This window comes from Vibrio cionasavignyae (assembly GCF_050337155.1).
Classification (GTDB): Bacteria; Pseudomonadota; Gammaproteobacteria; order Enterobacterales; family Vibrionaceae; genus Vibrio; species Vibrio nomapromontoriensis.
In genome coordinates, this window is record NZ_JAKJSR010000011.1 from 44588 (window position 1) to 68650 (window position 24063).

17 protein-coding genes and 1 tRNA gene are annotated in these 24063 nt (G+C 42.3%); 7 read left to right on the forward strand and 11 right to left on the reverse strand.

The features are described from left to right. Nucleotides 1-20 precede the first annotated feature (20 nt). The 3 genes from L4D74_RS06015 to L4D74_RS06025 all read right to left on the reverse strand — a co-directional run bounded on the left by L4D74_RS06015 (nt 21) and on the right by L4D74_RS06025 (nt 4831). Nucleotides 21-3191, reverse strand: a complete 3171-nt coding sequence (locus L4D74_RS06015) for a response regulator (protein ID WP_428751234.1) — start codon at nt 3189-3191, stop codon at nt 21-23. 187 nt (nt 3192-3378) lie between these two features. Continuing rightward, on the reverse strand, nt 3379-4263 hold the full coding sequence (locus tag L4D74_RS06020; RefSeq protein ID WP_428751235.1) for a YdcF family protein: 885 nt from the start codon (nt 4261-4263) through the stop codon (nt 3379-3381). A 169-nt stretch (nt 4264-4432) separates the two neighbouring features. After that, on the reverse strand, nt 4433-4831 hold the full coding sequence (locus L4D74_RS06025; protein WP_428751236.1) for an OsmC family protein: 399 nt from the start codon (nt 4829-4831) through the stop codon (nt 4433-4435). Nucleotides 4832-5154: 323 nt separating this feature from the next. Between L4D74_RS06025 and msrB the strand changes: the two genes are divergently transcribed. Together msrB and L4D74_RS06035 are read left to right on the forward strand one after the other, a co-directional pair. Continuing rightward, nucleotides 5155-6294: a peptide-methionine (R)-S-oxide reductase MsrB gene (gene msrB / locus L4D74_RS06030; RefSeq protein ID WP_428751237.1), complete on the forward strand. Its 1140-nt coding sequence runs from the start codon at nt 5155-5157 to the stop codon at nt 6292-6294. 285 nt (nt 6295-6579) lie between these two features. Further along, nucleotides 6580-7710: a mechanosensitive ion channel family protein gene (locus tag L4D74_RS06035; protein WP_428751238.1), complete on the forward strand. Its 1131-nt coding sequence runs from the start codon at nt 6580-6582 to the stop codon at nt 7708-7710. 190 nt (nt 7711-7900) lie between these two features. Here L4D74_RS06035 and L4D74_RS06040 read toward each other — a convergent pair whose 3' ends face one another. Continuing rightward, complete coding sequence (locus L4D74_RS06040; protein WP_428751239.1) at nt 7901-8323, reverse strand: hypothetical protein; 423 nt, start codon at nt 8321-8323, stop codon at nt 7901-7903. A gap of 180 nt (nt 8324-8503) precedes the next feature. After that, nucleotides 8504-9556, reverse strand: a complete 1053-nt coding sequence (gene aroG / locus L4D74_RS06045) for a 3-deoxy-7-phosphoheptulonate synthase AroG (protein WP_428751240.1) — start codon at nt 9554-9556, stop codon at nt 8504-8506. A gap of 522 nt (nt 9557-10078) precedes the next feature. Between aroG and L4D74_RS06050 the strand changes: the two genes are divergently transcribed. Next, nucleotides 10079-11698: a VRR-NUC domain-containing protein gene (locus L4D74_RS06050; RefSeq protein WP_428751241.1), complete on the forward strand. Its 1620-nt coding sequence runs from the start codon at nt 10079-10081 to the stop codon at nt 11696-11698. Between the two features lie 112 nt (nt 11699-11810). On the opposite strand, the gene L4D74_RS06055 is transcribed toward L4D74_RS06050, so the two are convergent. After that, a complete protein-coding gene (locus L4D74_RS06055) occupies nt 11811-12491 on the reverse strand; it encodes a MaoC family dehydratase (protein ID WP_428751242.1) in 681 nt (226 codons plus the stop codon). A 329-nt stretch (nt 12492-12820) separates the two neighbouring features. Between L4D74_RS06055 and L4D74_RS06060 the strand changes: the two genes are divergently transcribed. Further along, nucleotides 12821-12911: transfer RNA gene (locus L4D74_RS06060), tRNA-Ser, on the forward strand. 166 nt (nt 12912-13077) lie between these two features. Here the strand turns inward: L4D74_RS06060 and L4D74_RS06065 are convergent. From L4D74_RS06065 to helD, 5 genes are all read right to left on the reverse strand, one after another. Beyond that, a complete protein-coding gene (locus L4D74_RS06065; protein WP_428751243.1) occupies nt 13078-14442 on the reverse strand; it encodes a sensor histidine kinase in 1365 nt (454 codons plus the stop codon). Continuing rightward, complete coding sequence (locus L4D74_RS06070) at nt 14439-15137, reverse strand: response regulator transcription factor (RefSeq protein WP_428751244.1); 699 nt, start codon at nt 15135-15137, stop codon at nt 14439-14441. Before L4D74_RS06070 ends, L4D74_RS06065 begins: the two co-directional genes overlap by 4 nt. 899 nt (nt 15138-16036) lie before the next feature. After that, a complete protein-coding gene (locus tag L4D74_RS06075) occupies nt 16037-16828 on the reverse strand; it encodes an EAL domain-containing protein (RefSeq protein ID WP_428751245.1) in 792 nt (263 codons plus the stop codon). A 166-nt stretch (nt 16829-16994) separates the two neighbouring features. Next, on the reverse strand, nt 16995-17600 hold the full coding sequence (locus L4D74_RS06080; protein WP_428751246.1) for a beta-phosphoglucomutase family hydrolase: 606 nt from the start codon (nt 17598-17600) through the stop codon (nt 16995-16997). A 34-nt stretch (nt 17601-17634) separates the two neighbouring features. Next, nucleotides 17635-19704: a DNA helicase IV gene (gene helD / locus L4D74_RS06085; protein WP_428751247.1), complete on the reverse strand. Its 2070-nt coding sequence runs from the start codon at nt 19702-19704 to the stop codon at nt 17635-17637. 324 nt (nt 19705-20028) lie between these two features. Between helD and yccS the strand changes: the two genes are divergently transcribed. From yccS to L4D74_RS06100, 3 genes are all read left to right on the forward strand, one after another. After that, nucleotides 20029-22212, forward strand: coding sequence for a YccS family putative transporter (gene yccS, locus L4D74_RS06090; protein ID WP_428751248.1), 2184 nt, complete (start codon nt 20029-20031; stop codon nt 22210-22212). Between the two features lie 179 nt (nt 22213-22391). Continuing rightward, nucleotides 22392-22604, forward strand: coding sequence for a hypothetical protein (locus L4D74_RS06095; protein WP_428751249.1), 213 nt, complete (start codon nt 22392-22394; stop codon nt 22602-22604). A gap of 177 nt (nt 22605-22781) precedes the next feature. Further along, nucleotides 22782-24041: a hydroxymethylglutaryl-CoA reductase gene (locus tag L4D74_RS06100; RefSeq protein WP_428751250.1), complete on the forward strand. Its 1260-nt coding sequence runs from the start codon at nt 22782-22784 to the stop codon at nt 24039-24041. The last annotated feature ends 22 nt before the right edge of the window (nt 24042-24063 follow it).

Sequence of the window (24063 nt, forward strand, 5' to 3'; positions counted from 1 at the left end):
GTACATTGGACAAAGACTTTCTAAATCAAGTTTTGCATCTCATGGAAAAGCTTTTCACGGCGTACAGGTTTTGGAACGTACGCATCCATACCTGCATCGAAACATTTTTGAATATCATCATCTACAACACTAGCCGTCAACGCGATAATAGGTGTTGGGATCATCCCTTGCTGCTTCTCGTAGCTTCGAATTTCCTTGGTTGCAGTAAAGCCATCTTTAATCGGCATCATGCAATCCATTAAAATTACGTCAAAATTAGGATCACTTTGGAAAGTATCTAGTGCTTGCTGACCGTCATTAGCAATGACGTAGTCATACCCGGCCTTTTTAAGGTGTAACGATGCAACCTTTTGGTTGACCATATTGTCTTCTACTAACAGCACTCGTATTGCCGACTCCTTACTTAGCAGAGGGGAATCAAACGTACTATTTGTATGGCTACTTTGCGATGCATCACTACCGTTATTATTTACCTTCGTCGACTGCTGTTGAGACGCTTGATTAGCAATGTTTTCGGCTTTGACTTCCACACCACTGGTCAGTTTTTGTTTAAGGATCTCCGCCTTGAATGGTTTTGGTACGTAATCATCCATCCCTGCATCAAAACACTTTTGAATATCGTCATCCACGACACTTGCCGTTAGTGCGATAATAGGTGTGCGCGGTGCGTTTATTGCCGATTCATAATCCCTAATGACCTTCGCTGCGGCAAAACCATCCATCACTGGCATCATACAGTCCATCAATACCACGCTATAATTTTTACCTGACTTGTAGTGCTCAACCGCTTCTAAGCCGTTATTCGCTATATCAAAGTCATAACCGAGTTTTTTAAGGTGTAGCGACGCTACTTTTTGATTAACAAGGTTATCCTCCACGAGCAATATAGAGACGTTTACCGTCGGTATAATAGTCTGCTTAAGTGTAGGCCCCCCTTGTTCGATAGCTCTGCAACACGCGTCTATCGATTTTAGTAAGCGGCTTCCGAGCAATGGATAAGTGATGAGTGCACTGATATTTCGCCCGAAATCTCGGTTGATGCCCTCAAACTGCCTAATCAAACAAATCGCCGACTGGTGTGAGTTCAACTCCGCAAAGCTTCCCTCATCCTGTATGGAAGAAACAGAGCCACCTTCTACATAGATAACAATCGTTCGTTTATCCGGTGTGAGCGGCTGAACACTTGCAATATTTGGTACAACTCTGGCGGTATCTAAATTGTAAAACGTAAGGTCTCGTCTGATTCGCTCCTCGTACTCGTTATCTTCACAAACCATCACCAACTCATCAAACTTGAGTTCATGGCTATGCTGGTAGGCACGTTCATCAATGGGCAAGTTCAGCGTGAAATAAAACCGACTGCCTTTCCCTTTTTCCGAGTCTAACTCAATGTGCCCACCCATTAGCTCAATAAGCTGAGTACTAATGGCCAAACCGAGCCCAGTCCCTCCAAATTGTCTTGTGGTCGAATCATCCTCTTGAGCAAAAGCTTCAAAAATATTCGCCTGTCGTGACTCCTCAATGCCTATCCCTGAATCTTTGACCTCAAAGACTAAGCTCGCGATGTTGTCTTGCTCACCTTGATGATGCACGCCAATGCTAACAATACCTTCACTAGTAAATTTCACCGCATTAGACATAAAGTTCATTAGGATCTGACGTATTCTATGATCGTCTGCTAATACTCTAAACGGAACGGTTGAATCAATATCAACGTTCAGTCGAATTCCTTTCTCTTTTACCTTAGGAGCAACAATAGATGCGATGTCATAAATGGTCTCGCGTATCGATGTTGAGTGTGGGTTGATCTGTAACATTCCTGATTCAATTTTGGAGAAGTCCAAAATGTCGTTAATCAGGCTAAGTAGTAAATGAGACGAAGTTTCTATCGTATCGACATAATCTTTTTGCGTCGCGGTTAAGTCGGTATCTGATAACACCTCAGATATGCCAATTACTCCGTTTAGGGGCGTACGAATTTCGTGTGACATATTGGCTAAAAAGCTACTTTTTGCTTTGCTGGCTTGAATCGCATCTTCTTTGGCCTGCTCTGCGTCTTCTTTGGCCTCAAAAAGCCTTTTCTGGCTTTCGTGCCTCTCTAGAGTAAGGCGTTCAACTTCTTGAGCAAAACGGCTCAATTCATCATTACCACGCACCCGTTCACTTAATGAGCTCTGCTGTTCTTTCTCATCTCCCTCTAAGTACTTCAATACCAAATTTAGGTTCTTAATAACTCGATGAGCAAGGTTCACCCCGGTAAAAATAACTAACGCAGTAAGGACTCCTATACCAGCAAAGAAAACGGTACGAGTTTGCTCGAATGTCTTAACAAGCGAGCCAATTTCATTGCGAAGTTGCATTTCGATGGAATCGGCAACGGATTGTAGTAAGTTTAGACGCAATGCTAGCGCACTTAGCCCAATATTCACGTCCGCTACAGGCAAGGTATTTGGTGTTTCTGCACTAAGTAGCGTACCGCGAAACTGACTACTTTGTTGGAAAGTAATATTGGAAAAGGTCTCTAGAAGAAGCGCAACCTGCTGTGTATCGGCATTAATTGCCACAAATCGTTCAACAAATAGTTGCTGGCTTTGAGTAAGGCTGCGGATTTCATCTTTAATCGTCTCAATACGATCTTGATCAGTTTGAGCACCAATCAATTGTTGTATTTGCCAGTTTTCCTCTTCTGCCCAGAACATTAACCATTCAAGCTGAGATAAAGCGGTCATGTGTCCATCAACCGCCGCTATCGCTCCACTATGCGGTGACTTCTCAAGCAATAGTAGGATTTGCTTATAAGTATCTACTTGCCACTCAACAATTTCACTTTTCTCTTCAGCATCTGCAGCGTCAGCCATAGACGTGATACTTTCCTGATAATCAGCAATAAGCCCTTGAAGGTGATGTAGATCTTCGCCAGAAAATAGTGATTCAGAAAGCGTGATTAGTCGATCATATTGTGACGTCGTCTCGACAGGGTCACTGGTTAATCGCGCTAAGTGGGCTTTAGTTTGAAGATCGGATAAGACTTGTGAAAAAACGACCAAACACTCTACTTTTTCCAAGTTGGCTAATTGAGTGTTTAGTGTCGTCACTTGCCTAGATGCGAGATAAAGGATGAGTAATACTGGCAGTATTACCAGAGTGAATATTTTTCGCTTTACCGAGAGACTATTCCAAAAGTTTACCATCACTATTCCACTTGCTAAACGAAAGTTTAATTAATAGTGAGTTTAGAACAGGATCGGTGAGCTTCTACTCAATTGGCAATTATTTTCGCATTTATATGAAGTTAGAGGTATTTCCTCTCCATTTTCGAGCCAAAAAGTAGAGTATTCAATCTAATTATTGGTTGCAAATATCTAGGTTAAAGCCGCACTATCGCTTAACGTCATTTTCTGGGTCGAGATAGCGATTTAGCATCGTCAAAGCTGTATCTAGTTGCGCTAGATTATGTCGCAATATGTGACTCGAACACTCTGGGGGCGTCGACTTAATAGCGGAGTTCAGGATTTCAATCGACATCAACACAAGCTTGTCATTATGATGTCTGCCGTACTGTTTCAAATGACTTAACGCCTTCCTTGCTATTTTGAGCGGCATTTCTCTTACATCTGTGAGTGGGCGTTCAAAAACGTGGTTCATCACTCCTTCTAGATATACTCGATAAGTTGTTAACTCATCTACCGCCAAAAAGGCAAGGCCTTGAGGTGTTTGGTAAGGATAAGGGACGGCAACATGGTGGTTGATATCATAAGAAATCAGCACCGTCAGTCCATGGACTTGGCACCGCGTCACTAATAACTTCAGTAATCCTTGCTCATCAAGGTAAGTTTGAATATCGATGAGCCGACTAAGATGGTAATCATTGGAGATCAATCTAACCGGGATACTAGAACCGGGTAGAATAAGCCCACTATTAATCACTACTTGAGATAAGTGTTGAATGTTTTCTATCGTATTGGTTGATTTATCTTCAAGTAGGACCTTGCCTAGCCTCACCATTTCATACTTCGGTAATCGCTGACAAAAATATTGGTACATAGCTTGCGATTCTGAAACCACTTGATTGCCAGTTGTACCGCCACAAAAGGCAATAATCGTCTTAGAGCAGTCGTTTTCTAAGACGTACTTTATCAAAGCGTCTACTCTCGAGATCCCCTCTAAGGTTAACTGATCATCGTACAAACGTTTACCCAGTACAATGACCAATTGCTCGTAGATAGTGCGCCCCGCATCGCTAGTAGATGAATTATTACTCATGCTGACAGGTACTTTTTCAAGTCTATTTATTCGAACACCTTTACCGCTAGGCGTAGTGGCGGTCATATTTTTAAAGTCCACAATAAGAACATCTATTCACACTTGCCGCCACTTAAAGATTTACCACCACTTACTAGAGGCACCCTATCATTAACGGTATTACTGATCGCTAAACGATTTCCCAACTATGGGTCATTTCAACACCCTCGCCTAGCATCAAGCATACTGAGCAGTACTTCTCCAACGAGTCTTTCGCGACCTTAGCAACAATAGCTGGATCAAGTTGCTCGCCACTGACTTCAAAATGAATATTGATTTGAGTAAAAATCTTTGGCGCTATGTCACGTCGAACACTAGATAGCTTTGCAACACAACCAGTCACGTTCTGACTAGCACTTTTCAAACCATCAACAACATCAACAGAGCTGCACCCACCAGCTGCCATTAAAACCATCTCCATAGGGCTAGGTGCACTTTTGCCACCACTGCCGTCCATTACCATGGCGTGACCAGATTGGGACTCTGCTAAAAACTTAAATCCTTCCACCCATTTTACTTTTGCTTGCATATCTGCCTCTAAGCGATTCATATTACTATATTATTACGTCCATCATTGGGAAGTCCTGTTAAGTCGTTACTCCCCAACATCAATCGTTCCACTTTACCATCCCTACTTCTAGGATTACTACTCGAACCCACTTTATTTCGAAAAAACACAACCACAACAAAGCGGCGTGACTTTAAAGTATTGTACTTTTTGTCTAGGTTTTACGTACGCAACACTATAAGCACTTAAGAACCGCAAACTAATTTAACAACGGCTGAAATTTTTTACTGCGTAGCTCTGTCTTCTTAACTGAACGATATGATGTTTAAGCGATTGAGGTCTTTATGAAAACACTTTCAAAATTATTAGTCGCAGCGGTATTAGCCACTCCGTTGCTGTTCCTCCTGACAAGCCAACCCGGCAATGCTGATTCTACAAAGACAATGACTGCTAAAAATACTGCTGTAGCAACTCTAGCTGGCGGTTGTTTCTGGTGTACGGAGTCTGACTTAGAACAACTGCCTGGTGTGATCAGTGTAGTATCCGGTTACGCAGGAGGAGATCTTGAAAACCCGACCTACAGACAAGTATCGAGTGGTAAGTCCGGGCATATCGAAGTTATTCAGGTGACATACGATAGCGACATCGTCAGTTACGAAAACGTCCTAGACCAATTTTTTCGACACATTGACCCGACAGACAGCAAAGGATCCTTTGTTGACAGAGGTCCTCAATATCGGCCCGCTATTTTTTACCACAACGATGAACAAAAGCAGATTGCTATAAGCTTTATGTCAGAAATCGAAGCTTTAGGTATTTTCAAAAAGCCACTCGCGACAGAGCTGATTGCTTATACTCAATTTTGGCCCGCAGAAGAGTACCATCAGGATTACTACAAAAAGAGCAGCCTAAAATATAAATACTACCGTTATAACTCAGGTAGAGATCAATATTTAGATGAAATCTTTGGCGACAATCGCCAAGAAATGCCGATGACATTAAGAATGCTCATCGATAACCAAAAAGGCGGTACAAATGCCAAGCGTTATGAGAAGCCGTCAGAAGAAACCATTAAAAACACCTTAACACCACTGCAGTTCTACGTGACACAAGAAGACGGTACTGAGCGACCATTTGATAACCCTTATTGGGATAACAAACAAGAAGGTATTTACGTTGATATCGTGACAGGAGAACCTCTGTTCTCGTCGACTGACAAATATAAATCAGGAACTGGATGGCCAAGCTTTACCAAGCCAATTAGTGATCAGTATGTCGTCACGACAACGGATTTCAAATTGATTTATCCACGTACAGAAGTAAGAAGCCGTATTGGTGACTCACACCTTGGCCATGTATTCAAAGATGGCCCTAAGCCGACAGGGTTGCGCTATTGCATGAATTCTGCCGCGATGAAATTTATTCCTAAGTCAAAACTCGCCCAACTAGGCTACGATGAGTTCTTACCTCTATTCAATCAATAAGATTACCCCTTCAAACCTGGCTGCACAGATGCAGCCAGTTCTCATTTTCTATTGACCACGACACTTAGCAACACACTCTAGCATTCTCCTCGTTCTAGTTCCCATTACCTCATCAACAAATGCTAGGGTCTATCCAGAAACGTCTTGAGTACTGCAAACTTGATAAAATACAGCGGCTGAATACAAAACCACTCAAATATCCAGTATTATCTGACTATTACAATCCTTCGACAGGCTCTACACTAACTAACGAAGGTCGAAATTCACAAAAGGTGTCTTATCAAGATGAACAGTTCCATGGATATTCTTCAGAGCTACATCCAATCGTTTGGTTATGATTGGTTAAGTAATGTCCTATTAATCACTGTGTCGAGTTTTATCGCTTGGATTGCATGGCGAGTGATCTATCGACGTATTGAAGCGTTAGCACAACACACTCATTTAGAATGGGATGATCTCCTGATCCGAGCGGTTCGCTCGCCGATTAGTGCCTTAATTTGGCTATGGCCAGCGACCATCTCTATTGGCTTAATTGTTTCTGCACACTCTAATATTGATAGCCAGTGGATTGGACAAGTCGATTTACTGCTGGTGATCGCCATCTTCATTTGGATTTCACTCCGTCTTATTCAAAACGTGGAAACGCACGTTCTTGCCCAAAAGAAACGTGACGAAACCACCGTCCAAGCAATCGCTAAAGTCGCTAGACTGTTCTTTATCACCATTGGCATCTTGACGGTGATGCAGTCTTTAGGCCTTAGCCTTTCTGGCCTACTGACATTTGGTGGTGTGGGTGGTTTGATTGTTGGTCTTGCGGCTAAAGACCTACTCTCAAACTTCTTTGGTGGCATGATGATCTATTTCGACCGTCCGTTTAAGGTCGGTGATTGGATTCGCTCTCCCGATCGTAATATTGAAGGCACGGTCGAAAGAATTGGCTGGCGGATGACCATTATCCGTACGTTTGACAAAAGACCACTCTACGTACCGAACTCTGTATTTAGCAACATTGTTGTTGAAAACCCTTCTCGTATGCTTAATCGCCGGATATTTGAGACCATCGGACTACGCTATGACGATGGCGATAAAGTGAGCCTTATTGTCGGAGAAATCAAAACGATGCTAGAAAGCCATCGAGATATTGATAGTAAGCAAACGTTAATGGTTAACTTCGACTCTTTTGGTGCCTCGTCGCTCAATTTCTTTGTTTATGCTTTTACTAAAACAGTTAACTGGGCTCGATACCATGAAGTAAAACAAGATGTACTATTACAGATTATGGCTATCATCCATAAGCACGATGCTGACATCGCCTACCCAACACAAACGTTGAAATTTGATCCAAGGTCGCTGGCCGATAATCCAGAACCTATCAGTGATAGTCCAACCTTTCCAAACTCTGCCATAAGCAAATAATTGGGCTGCACTGGCAAGTTTTGAAGCCATGTGGTCTGTCTTAGTTTGCCGTTCAAGAGAAGAAGTTACAACGTCCCTTTCTTGAACGGTCACAATCTACCGATAACAAGTGAGCTTAGATCATGCCCCGCTCGCTATCGGTAAATGTCACGTATCGGTATATGTCACTCGCTGTCATTTGGTCCCAACATTAACTATTTTTCAGTTGTACCGCTTGGTATTGTTCTGACTTTACCCCTCCTTTTCGCCTTTTCATCTTCACTTCTACGGACCGACCACCATTGTTCACGTCATATCGAATTGCTTGCTTCAGATAGGCATCATTACGTTTTAAGTCTCGAGCTTCTAATTTCAGTGTTTTTGATCCTCGGTTGACACTACAGCGGTAGTCCCAATCATTCTTGCCATTCTTTAATGACAGTAATACTTGAGAGTGCTTCCCTGATCTTGCATTAATTCCACGAGGTTGCTTGTCTAATGCCAAAGCCAACCCTGCTTTACAAAGCGCTTCTGACGAGACTATTCCATTGCTTTGCGCGGCGATGGCTGAACTTGTTGTAAATGTGCAAACAAAAGCCAATGCTGCCGCAGGAATAAGAGTGTGCTTTTTCATTATTTATCCTAATCATGTTTCAATCTCGAAAAATTAAAGCACGACGTACGGTTAAAATCAAATAAAAAAGCCTCCAATACTATCGGAGGCTTTAGCATTATGGTTCTAGTTAGCGTCTAAACTACTAATTACGTAACACACTAATGACTGATACTGATATCAGCGAAATAACAGAAACTTCTACGCGTTACGGCGCGCAACGACTGCGTCTGCTAACTGACGAAGTACGGCTTCAGTGTCGTCCCAACCAATGCACGCATCGGTAATAGATTGACCATACTTAGCCGCAACACCATCAACAAGATCTTGACGTCCTTCTTCTAGGTGAGATTCAATCATCACACCAAAAATCGCGTCTTCACCATTAGCAAGTTGCGCAGAAACATCTTCAGAAACAACTTTCTGACGAGAAAACTGTTTAGAACTATTCGCGTGACTAAAATCGATCATCACCTTCTGAGGCAAACCAGAAGCTGTTAACTCTTCTTTAATCGCTCCTACGTGTTCAGCACTGTAGTTTGGCTCTTTACCGCCACGTAAAATCAAGTGACAATCTTTGTTACCCGCAGTTTCGATGATCGCAGAGTGTCCATATTTAGTCACTGACAAGAAATGGTGAGACGCACTGGCAGAGCGAATTGCGTCTGAAGCAATCTTAATGTTGCCATCGGTACCATTTTTGAAACCTACTGGACAAGAAATACCAGAAGCCAATTCACGGTGAACTTGCGACTCTGTGGTACGAGCACCAATTGCTCCCCAGCTGATCAAATCACCCACATATTGAGGTGTGATCATATCAAGGAATTCACTCGCCGTTGGCATGCCCATATCCGTCAAGTCGAGCAAAAGTTTACGAGCCATTCGCAGGCCATCGTTAATTTTAAAGGTATCGTTAAGATATGGGTCGTTAATCAAACCCTTCCAACCAACCGTCGTACGTGGTTTTTCAAAATAGACACGCATAACGATTTCTAGTTTATCGCCAAGCTCATCACGTAGCGTTTTAAGTCGCTTGCCGTACTCCACTGCCGCTTCTGTATCGTGGATAGAACAAGGGCCAACGATAACAAGGAGTCGATCATCATCACCGGACAAAATATTATGAATCGCTTGGCGTGCATTAAAGGTTGTCGAAGAAGCAACTTCTGTCGCTGGAAATTTCTCTAATACCGCGACTGGCGGTAGGAGTTCTTTTACTTTATTAATTCTTACATCATCAGTTTGGAACATTGCTTACTTCTTCCTATTCTTTGTATCTACGACTATCAAGCACGATGTACACTCCATTATGTGACTTATGTCGTGCTCTTTGTTGGTAACTTATCTGCTTGCAGCAAATAGTGCAATCATTAATTTTAAAAAAAGGCAAATTTACCACCTGTTTTTAATTAATGACGCCATGTAAAGTTTTAAGTACACACCAACTGACCAATAATCAACCAGTTACGGACTAACAATGGATGAACGTGTTGTTACAACGTCACCATAAGCTTATATTAACCATTGATTTAATCGCCCTTGCGTCACACTAACCGCAATGAAAGAGTCGTTAAAAACGCATCTAAGCCATACCTAACGACCCAAAGGTTAAGCCGTTGATAACATGAATTAGACAGCCCTAAATACCATGCCCAACTTGAGAGTCACAACGTTTAGCGCTACGATGGCTTTAAACTTGGCATTCTATCTTTCAATCACGTAGATAATGGTGTGCAAGTCAACTCACATCTAGCTATATCAGTTAAGGCACCCGTGGCGGCATCATCTCAAATTACTCTCGCTCCTAAATACTATTTGGCTAATTTTCACAAACTTTTGTGCCATGTAGAACATTTGTATGCTGATTTTCTTAATCATGAGGAATCTCTTTGGCTGGCGCGTTTTCGTAAATTAACTAACGATGCTCAATGTTTGCTCATACGGCTAATGACCCGGAAAGGAGAATGGTTTCGTAGTGACAAGCTTCACTACCCTGAACTGGATTCGATTGACAGTTGTATCGCTGAGTTAGTAAATCAGCGTTTTATTAACGATACCGTTGCCGTTGACATAACAACGTTAGCAACCGCATTGCTGACTAAAGCGGAGATTTTACATTTATTCCCTGAGCTACCAAAAAATTTACGTAAACCTGAACTCCTGCAAACGCTTGCAGCAACTAACGCCAGCCTGCCCCTCAATCTTCCTTTTACAGCAGTACAACTACTGGATAACGATAAGCTAGCGTTGTTCTGTCTGCTATTTTTTGGCAACCAGCATCAAGAGTTCGCGCAATTTGTACTTAATGATCTCGGAATTCATCGTTTTGAGCACTATGAAATTTCAGCGAGTACTCGCCTGTTTAATAGCAGAGAAGATGTTGATACGGCAATGGCGCTTCACATTTTGTCAGAGCAGTATAAGCATATCGATAAAACATGCGAGACATCTCTGACACAGCTTTCCTTACACATCCCCACTACAAAAGGCAGCTACTCTAGTCGGCTCGCGGGAAAACTAATTAACGCTATCGGGCGAGATTTTGAGCGTCTCAACAACTTTGAGCAAGCCATCCATTTATTAAAACAAACCGACTTACCGCCAGCACGAGAACGCTGCGTCAGAATGTACATGAAACAAGAACATTTTCATCAGGCTCAATCTGTTACCATGGCGATGATAGAAAAGCCGAAAAATGTCCCTGAGCAAGAAGTCGCGTTTCGTCTGGCCTCCACCGTCGCAAAAAAACTTAGAACCTCACCACCAAAGCCGGTGCTATTCAGCATTCCAGAGAGAAAGCTAACGTTAGATCTTACTACTCAACGTGTCGAACTAGCGGTTCGCGATTCATTGGTTAACGAGGGTTGGCAGGCCTTTTATCTCGAAAACCACTTTCTTAATACCCTATTTGGACTGGCCTTTTGGGATATTATCTTTGCTCCGGTCGACGGCGCCTTTATCAATCCCTATCAACGTCAACCCCTCGATCTTTATCGAGATAGCTTTAAAACAAAGCGCCAAGGCATGATCGACACGCGATTAGCAGAGATTCGACAATCTGGAATCTGGAAGTTCATCTCACTAATTGAGGACAAATACGGATTACAAAATCCTTTCATCGCTTGGGATCTCGTTGATCGCGAGTGGATAGAGCTGGCGGTCACCACCATACCTAACCATACCCTTGCAGCTCTATTCGACACTATGCTAATAGATTTAAAAGCTTATCGGACTGGTATGCCAGACCTTATTGCTTTCAAAGCGAATAAATGGTTCTGGTGTGAAGTGAAAGGGCCTGGAGACAGACTTCAAGATAATCAAAAACGTTGGATGAGGGTTTTTCGCGAGCTAAAGCTTAACTATGAAGTGTGTTACGTAGAATCAGCGCTTTAATTAACTCTTTTCACCTTTGACGTCAACCTTAATCCCAATTAACGGCGATAGATGCAACAAAGCCCAGCGATATCACTGGGCTTTGTTGTAGATAACTATTCGTTTTAGAACATTAGAAGTGCAAGTGAATCACTGATGTTGCAATACATGCTGGTCGGCGGATACCTTCTATCTCGACTCGGATCTCTCGCTCTATCTCCAACCCTTTTTTAATTGGCGTAACCTTTACTAAGGTGCTCTTCGCGCGAAGGTTACTTCCAGCCTTAACTGGGTAAGGGAATCGGACTTGGTTCAAACCAATATTCACCATCATCTTCGCTGTTGGAAACATTGGCTTATTAGGATCGACACTGTCGGTCAATGCAGGAAGTAAAGACAGAGTCAGGAAACCATGCGCGATAGTCGTTTTAAATGGCGATTCCGTTGTAGCGCGCTCAGGGTCAGTATGAATCCACTGATTATCTTCAGTAACAGCACCAAACTGGTTAATACGGTCTTGACCAACCGCCAACCAATCCCCTTCATGAATGACTGTGCCCACTTTATCTTGCAGTTCTAGATACAAGCGTTGTGCTTCTGGCTTTAACACAATCTCAGGCGTCAAATCCGTAACATGGGGTTCATTTACTGCTGGCTTGTGATAGTCTCTAACCCAAGCGAGAAAATTACGGTTGTGGGTTTTATCTACAAACTCAGACCAATACTCGCGAATTGCCGGCGACATCCATTGCATAAGCTCAGACTGATGCTTAATAGAATCAGCGCTTTGTTTAAACAATTTTACCACTTTCATATTGACCTCAGCTTACAGTCGTTTCAACTAACCGTAATATTTTGAATCAGTTCACAACTTCGTGCAAATGTTTTTGAGCTAACACACGTATTCTGAACGGTGTTTTATTTAAAATAATCATATGGTTACGCATAAAAAACAATATTTTATTAATTTGTAAACGTTATCAAATCACTTTGATAACGATAGCGATTTTCATCAACACTCTTTAAAACCTTACTTTTGGTTACTCTAAAACCAAAATGGGCAGGATTTAAGCAAACAGTTCACTCAACGAAAATTTATTCTTTACAGGGTTAGCAGTTACGAATAATATTAGCGCCAACAACGGAGAGATGGCTGAGTGGTCGAAAGCACCGGTCTTGAAAACCGGCAAGGGTTAATAGCCCTTCTAGGGTTCAAATCCCTATCTCTCCGCCACATTCTAAAAGAGCCGCTAATAATTAGCGGCTCTTTTGCGTTTTAATTTCATATAAAACAGACACGGTAATTCTGACGTAGAATTATCAACACCACATAAAAACCATTCCTACTAAGTGCTCCATCTACCGACCATCATCACTAGCTGCGTCACATCGGCGACACTTTACATCTTCGCACTGTCCAAGCGGCGTTTCGGAATAACGACCGTAAATCTAGCGCCACCTAAGTGGCTTTCATCAACGGATATTGACCAACCTAAGTTTTTCGCCGCCTGATTAGCAATAGCCAAGCCTAACCCAAAGCCGCCTTGGTTTTGGTTTCTGTGTTTTTCGAGACGAGAAAACGCTAAGAAAATTTCATCTCGCTTTTCTACGGGAATTCCAGGCCCATTGTCTTCTATATCGATGGTCCAGCAGGGGTCAAAACTACGAACAGAGACCACAACTTCGCCACAGCTGTAACGATCTGCATTTTTCAATAAATTATCGATGACCAACTTAGCGAAACACTGAACCCCAACATACTCTTCGCTAAACTCAGACTTGTCTTCAACTAGCCGAACGCCCCCGTCTCCCACAACCATCTTAATTCTGTCCCTACAGAACTCACTCAAGCAAAAACGTTCAGGGCGTGCGTTAACGGTACTGCAGCGTCCATTTCCTAAACGTGATAGTTGTAAAATGTCGGTGGTTAACGAAGAGATATCTTGTATATAGTCATCAATATCATTGAACAGCCTTTCTCTGTCTTTTGTATCTTCTCGCCTTAGTAAGTCGCTTGCCATTTGTATTCGGCTTAATGGTGTCCTAATTTCATGTGGGATAGCCTGAGCGAATATCATCGACTCTTTGACTCGTGACTCAATGTCCGACGCCATTTCATTAAAACTTTCCGCAAACTCTTTAACAGGCGAAATATGAAAGGCTTCAGAGCGTGTTGACAAATTTCCTTGCCCAAACGCTGCTTGGGCTCTCAACAGCTTGTTGATCCGTTTGTTCACTCTTCTAATGGGTAAATAGAGTAATGCAGCAAGCGCTAACGCCATGGTAATAAACAACAAAACAAAAAAGTGATTATCTCGATCGTGGTACCAAGGTGTCGTTGACGAAAATGGGTCTTCTAATTCTCTAAACAACAAATAGCGTTCTGAGTTTGGGATAGGAAACGCCGCGTAAAACAAATCATCACTATCGATAAAAACGCTTATACCATGGGTTATGGTGAAGAATTGACAACCTTCACAACGGTCTTGATTGACATTGTACGCGCTCACCACTCGCAATTTGTAATCATAAAACGTCAACGCTTTGGCATTATTTAAACGACCATATAATCCATCTCGCTCAAATTGACTATCTAGGTAATTTTTTACGTGTCTTACCCCGCTATCAACAAACGTTTCCGCATCTGAGCCTCTTACGTAGTCCTCGGTTAAATGCAGAAAAACTAAAAAGGTGATCACAAGGCCAACCAAACTTTCTAGGTACAAGCAAGAGAACATGGACTTTGGGCGAGTATACACCGTCATGTATGACTCCCTACTAGTCGATAGCCTTGATTCCTTATCGTCTTTATCGTGACTGAATACACCTCGGCTTGAATCAACTTTTTACGCAGTCCCGACACCCTCATATCTATAGAGCGATTCGATGAGCAGTATTCAATTCCACGAGCAAGACGGCAACAATGATCTCTCGATACAGTGGTACCTGAGTGTTCAACCAACACTTGAAGTATTTCAAATTCAGAGTTAGTCAGATTAAGCGGTTTTTGTTGGTAATATGCAGTTTGGCGATCACTGTTGATGACGATACCAAATGCGTCATGAAGCGAAGTGTGTTTATCTACCTTGACTTCTGGTTGGCAGCGACGCTTCAGTGCCTCAATTCTGGCGACTAGAATGTGCCCTCTCACTGGTTTCATTAGATAATCATCGGCACCAAGCTTAAGCAATGAAACTTCACTCATTTCATCCTCTGCTGCTGTCAAAATTATGATCATGCCCGAATAAAACTCACGCGCTTCACGGCAAATATCAATACCAGATTTTTCCGGTAGCATTAAATCCAGAATAACTAAATCAGGTTGCATTTTTTGGATTGTGGGTAAAGCGTCTGAACCGTTGTCGATCGCGGTGACGTGATAACCCTCAGCCTCTAGATACATTTTTGTCAGCTGTGCTATCTCAGTATCATCCTCTACCAGTAAAATCTTGCAGCTCATTTCCTTCCCTCATAGTACGCGTCGCGAAGGAGTATATTGATTTATCTTTCACACTCAACAATAGCGGAGAAGTTATTAGCAATAGGGAGTAAGAAGTTTATTACACCTCATTGCTTACTTACGCTTACAAATAGAAATTAAACAAAACAGCACACTGTATAAAGCAGTTCGTTAGTGAGAAAATCGCTCTAAATCATTCTAAACTGATAAAATACGACTAAATATTACAAAAAAATATAGTTTGTTAACAATTATCACTTGTGAATATGCTTACATGCCACCAAAAAGAGCACTGTATTAATTACTGTACATCTAGACATCTCGCTTTAATTTTTTATTATGTAGCCAGTGACAGTTCTTTTGCGCTGTATATGATACTAGGCTATGCAAAAGTACACCTATATGATTATTGTTTTTAACTACTTACCGCCAAGAGGTCGTATGCTGAGTAAATTTTGTATATTCACTTCTTTTCTAATACTAGCTATGTCAGGTTGTAGCAATATCTCTAATATCATAATGGAGGTCTCTAGTCTTGATCATTCTAAATTGACCTCAGCCATTAAGAAAACTTCCGTGATCAAGGTGTCTAACTCATTAATAAGTAGTGAAAGTGATGCATTTTCTCAACTTAATAACCAAAGCTTGATACAAAATAGCAGCCAGACAAGTCTAAAACGCCCTGTCCAAGAAGAAAAAACGAAAGGTTCTTTGAGTGCAAAAACAAGCCTACAACAAACAATCGAGAGTATGACAAAGTCACTTTTGTTAAAATTTCGAATTCAAAAAGGCCGTTCTAGAACCATCGCACACGTGATAGATAGCAATGTTAACCAATTACCGCTAGTTTAATTTCCATTATTAACAGGCAAAAGTAACGCGTAACCAAGTCGCAAGTGTCAACGCAGCTGGTTTTCTAATTCTAATATTGATAGCGGCCTGCAGAAATAATACCCCTGAAAAAGATCAACCCCGGAATTCATACACATCTTAGCTATTGAGAAGTCCTCAATGCCTTCAGCAATAGTAATAGCGTTGATTTTTTTTGCCAACTTTACCGCAGCAATCACCTGACTTTTATCATTAACAATACTCTTATCAAGCTTTAGATATGGCGCTTTAATCTTCATTGCTCGTTTAGGCGTTGAATGAGATGTCCCAAAATCATCCAATGCTGTTTGAATTCCATATTGCGTCAGGCACTCTTTCCCTTTCACTATGGCATTCAAATCTGATTCTACAAACTCTGTAATTTCAAACACAACCTGCGATGGCTTACTGCCAAGCTCATAATTTCTTTGTACAAAGTATTCTACTGCTTCTGGTGTGTTTGCTAACGATTTAAAGACTGAAGGTGATGCATTGATAAATAGCTTCAAATGGCTGAAGTTAGATTGCAAAAAATTTGCCAGATGAATTTTTCCGCATAGCAGTGTGTGCACGATATTGTTTGTTACATCACTTTCGACTTTAGAAAAAAACAAAGAAGGGTCAATAATGTTTGCGTGTTCGTCATGAATTCTGACTAAGCCTTCAAAGGCGTAAACCCGCTGACTACGGTCATAGATGGGTTGAAAAACACTATTAAAATGCAGCCCATTATAAACGGCAGATACGACACCGCTATCAGATTCAGTTACTAAATCTTGTATTATATCATTTTTATTAGAATATATACCTGCGGTATTCATACTGTTCCTTCCTTGGCGTAATGAAATTGCTAAATTATATATAGCTATGCAGGTATATTATCAATACTCATCTATTTACTTAAGTAACGTTGTGTAAGTAAATCCTATTATTTCTATATCATGTATTAAAACAACCATTAGAGTGATATTAGTCAATGGTTAAATTCTAATTATCCCCCTTAAAAGGGTAAAATTCAAAGCCGTCTGGTGTGACTAAATAACAATCCATTCCACCAGCATGAGCAGCCTGTAAGCCCAGCATTGTATCTTCAAATACAATACAATGCCTCGCTTCGGCTTGCATTAATTGAGCAGCGCGTAAAAACGTATCGGGATTGGGTTTGTGGCGTTCAACATCATCGGATGAGACAACACACTCAAAGTGTTCAAATAACTCAGCGTGCTTGAGTAGTCGATGCGCCGACTCTCGCATGCTTCCCGTTCCTATTGCCATCGGCTTATCACCTAAATAGGTGTTCATTACGTTCAGGGTATGTGCAATCGGCTCTGCGCTTATTGGCATCTCTGTGAACGTTTTTAATTTGAAGCTAGCCACTTCTTTTGGTTCGATAGTGCTCTCTGCCTCTTTAAGCAATACCGCCGCTATTTTCACACTAGGCATCCCACCCATCGAATGAACCCATTGCTCATCAAACGGTAATCCAAAGTGTTCCACGGTTTGTTTCCATGCTTCCAAATGGGTAGGCATGGTATCAAGTAACGTGCCATCCATATCAAAGATGATCGCTTGGTAATGTTCGAGATTTAACACTTGGTATCCTCTAATTGTTATTTCTTCACTATATCTATTTCTTCATTATAACTTGGTCGTATTCAGCAATTTCTTTTACGAACGAAGACGGTGATGACTGATAGGTCACCCATACTTTCTTCTTTGCGCGTGTCAAAGCCACATAAAATAGCCTTCGCTCTTCGGCATGGGGAAAGGTATCTGTTGTTGCTGTCAAAGCATTATTTAGATGAATGTACTTACGCTTAGCAGGGAACTGCCCTTCATCCACATTAACCAGTATAACGTAATCCGCTTCTTTACCTTTACTGCTATGGCACGTCATAAACTCGAGAGACAGCTTTGCAAATTGTTTTTGCCAATCCGCGAACAACTCTGGGCAGTGGTAGTGATTTCGTCCTAGCAACAGAACTGATGCATTAGATTTAACTTTGCTATTCAAGTCATCCAATATTTTTTCTATACGGCTCGCACTTTCTATAACGACCGATTTTTGTTTGACCACCCTATGGCTATTCAACGACTTTTCTAATTGATTAGGGTTCTCTTGTATAAATCGATTTGCAACACTACCGAGCATATTGTTAAAACGATACGTGGTATCGAGTTGATGAACCGAAGCATTAGGAAACCGTCGAGAGAATCCTGTTGTCAGATCAACATCAGCACCGGTAAATTGATAGATAGATTGCCAGTCATCGCCCACCGCAAATAACGTTGCTTGGTCATCTTCACCCAATGACTGTTCACACAAGCCTTGAATTAATGCTAAACGATCTGGCGAGATATCCTGATATTCGTCCACCATGATATATTTCCAAGCCGATGAGAACTGTTTGCTCTCTACCAGTTTCGTTGCCTGCGTAATCATTGATGTAAAATCTATCTGACCATTCTCCTTCAGCATCTTTTGCCATGCTTGATAACATGGCCAACAAAGCATCAGCTCACTATTAAGGCGTGAGTATTCTTCGTTGTCGACAATTTGTTCCTGAATCGCTTTTTTAGTTAACCCCGATGACACCAGCTGATCAAGCTGCTGCTCCAACCAAGCAATAAGTTTAGGGTTTTCTGATTGACTGCCTAGCTCTTCATCACCTTTTAGATAAGCGATGGGCCACCGTGAAAGGTGTTTTTGCCACCGCTTGTAATTAGTCGGTGTCATCCAATGTTTCTTCAACCAATCAACGCACCACGCATTCTTCTGCGCTTTTTCGGTCGCCAATGGCGTGAGTGAAGCCGATACTTTTTCGGATTGCTTAAGGAGCTTGAGTCCTAGCTGATGAAACGTTAGAACCGAGATACTATCTGCCGTTTGTCCTAATTTAGCGACGAGTCGCTGCTTCATTTCATTCGCCGCATCACGACCAAAAGCCACCAGTAATATCTGTTCTGGTTGCGCAAGGTGACTTTGCAGTAAGTAGCTGACGCGAGCCATAATTACGCTCGTTTTACCAGACCCGGCTCCAGCTAGGACTAAATTGTGGTCATTATTGTGCAGAACCGCTAGCTGCTGTGAATGATTAAGAGGCGAGGATTCTGACTGCGCGAACAACACTTGCCAATTTTCGCACTCATTCTCTAGCCAAGTCTGGTTTCTATGCTGTAATGTCTCACTGGTATTATCAAGCCACGGTAACAGTGCGTTAACTCTTTTCGGCATTCTCCGAATAGCTTCACTCAATGACATATTCATATCAAGAAACTGAATATTCACGGCTTGTTTCCATTGTTCTACACTTGAATAAGGTAAAAACCTTGGTAACGCATTAAGCCGTCTTAACTCATCTTCCCACTTTGGTAGCTGCTCATTCAGTAATTGACACTGATTTTCATGCCAGTGTTGATAACAGGAAACGGCATATTTAGCAAAGTCTTGAGCTTTGAGCCAAGGTAGCCCCTGGACGACCCAGCATAATTGGCGAGCGTCACTTTCATGAGCAAAAACGGTTATTGATGACCAGAATACGCCGCGCTTGACGCTTAGCTTCCCTGACCATTCACTAAATGGAATCCTCACCTCGGCTCGTGCCGAATGCAGTGTAAGGCTATGCTCATCAAGTTCAATAGAGCGAAATTCATGTTGAGTAAAAATTTCAGCCGTTGGCGACGCGGTTAAATGCATGTGACTCATAATTCGTTAACAAATAAATCTGCCATTAGTCTACTCCATCAATCGTTGAATGCCATCTAAGTTTCTGTCATAAATGTGAAAAGCAATTCAACTAACCATCGTCGAGATCGACAGTTTGGAAATCGGCATTGCGAAACCTTAACCACATTACGTTCCACCTACTTCGCCTCAGTGCCCCGTCAGCAAAAAGATGGAACAACTTAACGCTCGCCCCAAGGAGAGTAAGTTCAATCACTCGTCACTTCATTGACTTAGGGTATAACAGAGAAGTGACTTTCTGATAGAATGGCGTTTTGATTTAATGTAGCCGTTCTCGTGAGTATATTCCGTCAACTTCGTCTTCAATGGGCTAATAAAACCTTTAACTACAGCATTTTAATGCTAATCACTCTCTTAGGCGTGGTTATACCAGCCTGGTACTTAGACAAGAATTCTTGGGTTACCCCTTTAATTCTTGGCGTCATTGCTGCCGCTCTTGCAGAAAGTGATGATAGTTTTGTCGGTCGCCTTAAAGCCATCACCTTAACCTTTATTTGCTTCGCCATTGCTGCGTTTTCAATTGAGTTTTTGTTCAAAACGCCATGGGCATTCGCCATTGGCCTCTTTTGTTCGACGTTTTTATTCATCATGCTAGGCGCATTAGGGGCTAGATATGCAAGTATTGCCTTTGGGTCACTTCTCATCGCTATCTACGCAATGCTTGGCGCTCACGAAAGTACCAACTTATGGTTTCAGCCACTTCTCTTGTTAACTGGCGCAGCGTGGTACTACCTAATATCAATGATTTGGAATATCTTTTGGCCGCTTCAACCTGTTCAACAAAGTCTCGCAAATGTTTTCAAAGATCTTTCGCTATACCTCGATGCCAAGCGTGGCTTGTTCCATCCAACCTTCGATTTAATACCTCAGCCGTATCGCCTCGATGAAGCGAAGTTCAACGCAAAAACGGTAAACGCTCTCAATGCTTGCAAGGCCACACTACTTAATCGCTCTCGTAAAGGACATGTAGACGGACCTAGCGACCGCTTTCTAAGAGTCTATCTCATTGCCCAAGATATCCATGAGCGCGTGAGCTCGAGCCACTCAAGATACCAAGAACTATCTGCACAATTTGGGCGCACCGATGTCTTATTTCGTTTCAAACATGTGCTCGAGACTCAAGCTCAAGCCTGTCGCGACATTGCCTTAGCCATTAAATTGGGTAAGCAATATGATCACGATGACCGCTCGGTAAAAGCACTGGTTGAGTTACAAGATTCTATCGATTATTTAAACGAGCATCAGGAAAAAGCACAATACTCCTCACTGCCTCAGTTAAACTACCTGCTTAATAATTTGGCCACGGTTGAAAAGCTGCTGAGTAATGTTAGTAACCCAGACAGTGGGGTGGCGGATGAAACGGTCTTAGATGATACTAACCCTCATACACTGTCCGCAATGTGGGCAAAAATTAAAACAAATATAAGCACCGAGTCTATTCTGTTTCGACATGCAGTTCGGCTTTCCATTGCACTGACGTTAGGTTACGGCATCATTCAATTTTTCGATATTGAACGCGGTTATTGGATCTTACTAACCACTCTATTTGTTTGTCAGCCTAACTACAGCGCGACACGGAAAAAACTTTCTGCACGTGTCGCAGGCACACTCGTAGGTCTGTTTATAGGGGTTCCGCTATTAACTCTTTTCCCCTCTCAGGAAAGCCAGCTGCTACTGATTGTACTGTCTGGGGTTATGTTTTTTGCTTTCCGGATCAACAACTACGGCTATGCAACGGGCTTTATTACGGTACTGGTTCTGCTCTGTTTCCATCAGTTGGGTGAAGGCTACGCCGTAGTTCTACCAAGGCTAATGGATACACTAGTTGGCTGCGGGTTAGCCGTTGCCGCCGTCTATTTCATTTTGCCTGATTGGGAGTCACGCAAGCTGCATAAAGTAATGTCCGACGCTATCCATTGTAACCGTCAATATTTGATGCAAATCATTGGTCAGTATCGTGTTGGTAAAAAAAATGACCTAAGCTATCGAATTGCTCGTCGGCAAGCACACAATGCTGATGCTCACTTAACTAACGCCATATCCAATATGCTCGCAGAACCTGGACGCTATCAACTTGCAACAGATGAAAGCTTCAGGTTCCTTACATTAAATCACGCGTTACTTAGTTATGTTTCAGCGCTAGGCGCACACCGCCAACGTTTGGAAGATGAGTCTATTCACCAGTTGGTATTAGAGGCTCACCGAACGATTAACAATCACCTGGAACAATTGGAGCACCAATTAGCTACCTACTCAGAGGACTGTGTCTTTTCTACCGTTGATCAGTTCGATATCCATCGACGCCTCACCGAGTGGCGAGATGAGGATGATCGTTCGGCTAGAATGGTGCTACAACAACTGCATTTGATCTATCGCATGCTGCCAGAACTCCACGTTTTGGCTAACACTTTTTCTACGCTAGAAGATTCTAAAAAAGTGACAGCCCTACCCGGTCAATAACAGCCTAATTTGCTGATATCACTATAATATTACGTTAACAATCACCAACGAACCCTTTCTCCATAAGGGTTCGTTGGTTGCAATTCTCACCTCGTGCTAAAAATACGCTTACAATTCTCGGACAAATATTGACCGCATAATCTATAAATTACTGTTTAAATAATTAATAAGAATTGCCGATGAACGGATCTCATCCAGATTTGCTCAATACATTTGTCACAGGTGACCCAATGACTCATCAACAATTTGAACGACTTAAAGAACAGCTAAAGCTACTGTCTCCTCAACAGCTAAAATCGCTTAAAAGCGAAATATCCAGTCAATTGGAACCAGCGACGCATTCACTACTTAACGAAGATGAAATGAATGCTCTTGCACAGCTGTTCCGCTAAATTCAGTCTAATTCTGCGCCTATTTTGACAAAATTGTTTACAAGTATTACCAATCTTTTGAGAAAAGAACCGGAAATCAAGCACAAGACAATACTATCTTAGCTTGGTGGCCGGAATTGACTTGTATCTGACGCTGACCTAAGTAGAATTCTCCCAAACTGTTCTACCACGACTGAAATGCCCAAAATTAACCTACATAAACGAGACTATCTTGATAATATTACTCAAGATGACGCTCTGACTGAATTACAAAGCAAGCTCGCACCCAAGATGCACGCTTCAAATCGACGTATCAACCGCAGCCCAAACTTGACTCAGCGTCAGGTTGATTACCGTTGGAAGCAGCTAAATAACGAGTCAGCGAAAGCGCAGATTCTCGATTCTCATACTCAAATTCAAATGGATGAGTACGGTAAAAATATCGAATTTTTTATTGGCACTCTAAAAATGCCAATAGGTACTGCAGGTCCAATGCGGGTTAATGGTTTGTTTGCCCAAGGGGACTATCAGGTCCCACTCGCTACGACAGAAGCGGCATTGGTGGCATCATACAACCGTGGCGCCAACCTAATCACGGCAAGCGGTGGGGCCAGTGCGATGTTGCTTAACGAAGGTGTGACTCGCACGCCGGGTTTTGCATTTCGTTCGCTTATTGAAGCAGGTCAGTTTGTCGCTTGGGTCGTCACGCAATTCGACGACTTCAAACTTCTGGCAGAATCAACAACCTCACACGGAAAGCTCATCGATATTAATGTTAATATCGAAGGCAACCACGTGTATCTGGTGTTTGAATATCTAACTGGAGATGCCTCTGGCCAAAATATGGTCACCATTGCCACAAACTGTGTATTTGAATTTATTCTTAAGCACTCTCCTATCGAACCTGAATTCGCCTTTCTTGACGCAAACCTTTCTGGTGACAAAAAAGCAAACTCTCAATCCTTAAGAAGTGTTCGTGGTAAAAAAGTGACTGCCGAAGTAACCATACCGGCAGAGCTTATTAAAAAATTCCTTCATACTACACCGAAGAAAATGACTGAATTTGCGCAAATGACCACCGTAGGCGGTGCATTAAGCGGCACGATAGGAATCAACGCTCACTATGCTAACGCCTTAGCAGCACTATATATCGCTTGTGGGCAAGATGCGGCATGCGTCGCCGAATCTGCCATTGGGATGACTAGGATGGAGTTAACCAAAGATGGTGACCTCTACGCCAGCGTGACCTTGCCCAACATCATGGTCGGCACAGTCGGTGGCGGAACAAATCTACCAAGTCAAAAAGCCTGTCTAGACCTACTTGGTTTACACGGTACTGGAAAATCTCAAGCGCTCGCAGAAGTCACTGCCGTACTTTGTCTTGCCGGGGAGCTGTCGATTGTTGGCGCCTTTTGTGCCGGTCATTTTTCTCAAGCGCACCACAAGTTGGCTCGCTAACCTATTCGTTTACGTCAGCCTA

Excerpts from the sequence above, each read along its gene's own strand:
- L4D74_RS06015 (WP_428751234.1), bottom strand. The coding sequence starts at position 3,191 with ATGGTAAACTTTTGGAATAGTCTCTCGGTAAAGCGAAAAATATTCACT.
- L4D74_RS06065 (WP_428751243.1), bottom strand. The coding sequence starts at position 14,442 with ATGACGGTGTATACTCGCCCAAAGTCCATGTTCTCTTGCTTGTACCTA.
- L4D74_RS06095 (WP_428751249.1), top strand. The coding sequence starts at position 22,392 with ATGAACGGATCTCATCCAGATTTGCTCAATACATTTGTCACAGGTGAC.
- L4D74_RS06055 (WP_428751242.1), bottom strand. The coding sequence starts at position 12,491 with ATGAAAGTGGTAAAATTGTTTAAACAAAGCGCTGATTCTATTAAGCAT.
- helD (WP_428751247.1), bottom strand. The coding sequence starts at position 19,704 with ATGCATTTAACCGCGTCGCCAACGGCTGAAATTTTTACTCAACATGAA.
- L4D74_RS06070 (WP_428751244.1), bottom strand. The coding sequence starts at position 15,137 with ATGAGCTGCAAGATTTTACTGGTAGAGGATGATACTGAGATAGCACAG.
- aroG (WP_428751240.1), bottom strand. The coding sequence starts at position 9,556 with ATGTTCCAAACTGATGATGTAAGAATTAATAAAGTAAAAGAACTCCTA.
- L4D74_RS06075 (WP_428751245.1), bottom strand. The coding sequence starts at position 16,828 with ATGAATACCGCAGGTATATATTCTAATAAAAATGATATAATACAAGAT.
- L4D74_RS06040 (WP_428751239.1), bottom strand. The coding sequence starts at position 8,323 with ATGAAAAAGCACACTCTTATTCCTGCGGCAGCATTGGCTTTTGTTTGC.
- L4D74_RS06035 (WP_428751238.1), top strand. The coding sequence starts at position 6,580 with ATGAACAGTTCCATGGATATTCTTCAGAGCTACATCCAATCGTTTGGT.
- msrB (WP_428751237.1), top strand. The coding sequence starts at position 5,155 with ATGAAAACACTTTCAAAATTATTAGTCGCAGCGGTATTAGCCACTCCG.
- L4D74_RS06100 (WP_428751250.1), top strand. The coding sequence starts at position 22,782 with ATGCCCAAAATTAACCTACATAAACGAGACTATCTTGATAATATTACT.
- L4D74_RS06020 (WP_428751235.1), bottom strand. The coding sequence starts at position 4,263 with ATGAGTAATAATTCATCTACTAGCGATGCGGGGCGCACTATCTACGAG.
- L4D74_RS06025 (WP_428751236.1), bottom strand. The coding sequence starts at position 4,831 with ATGCAAGCAAAAGTAAAATGGGTGGAAGGATTTAAGTTTTTAGCAGAG.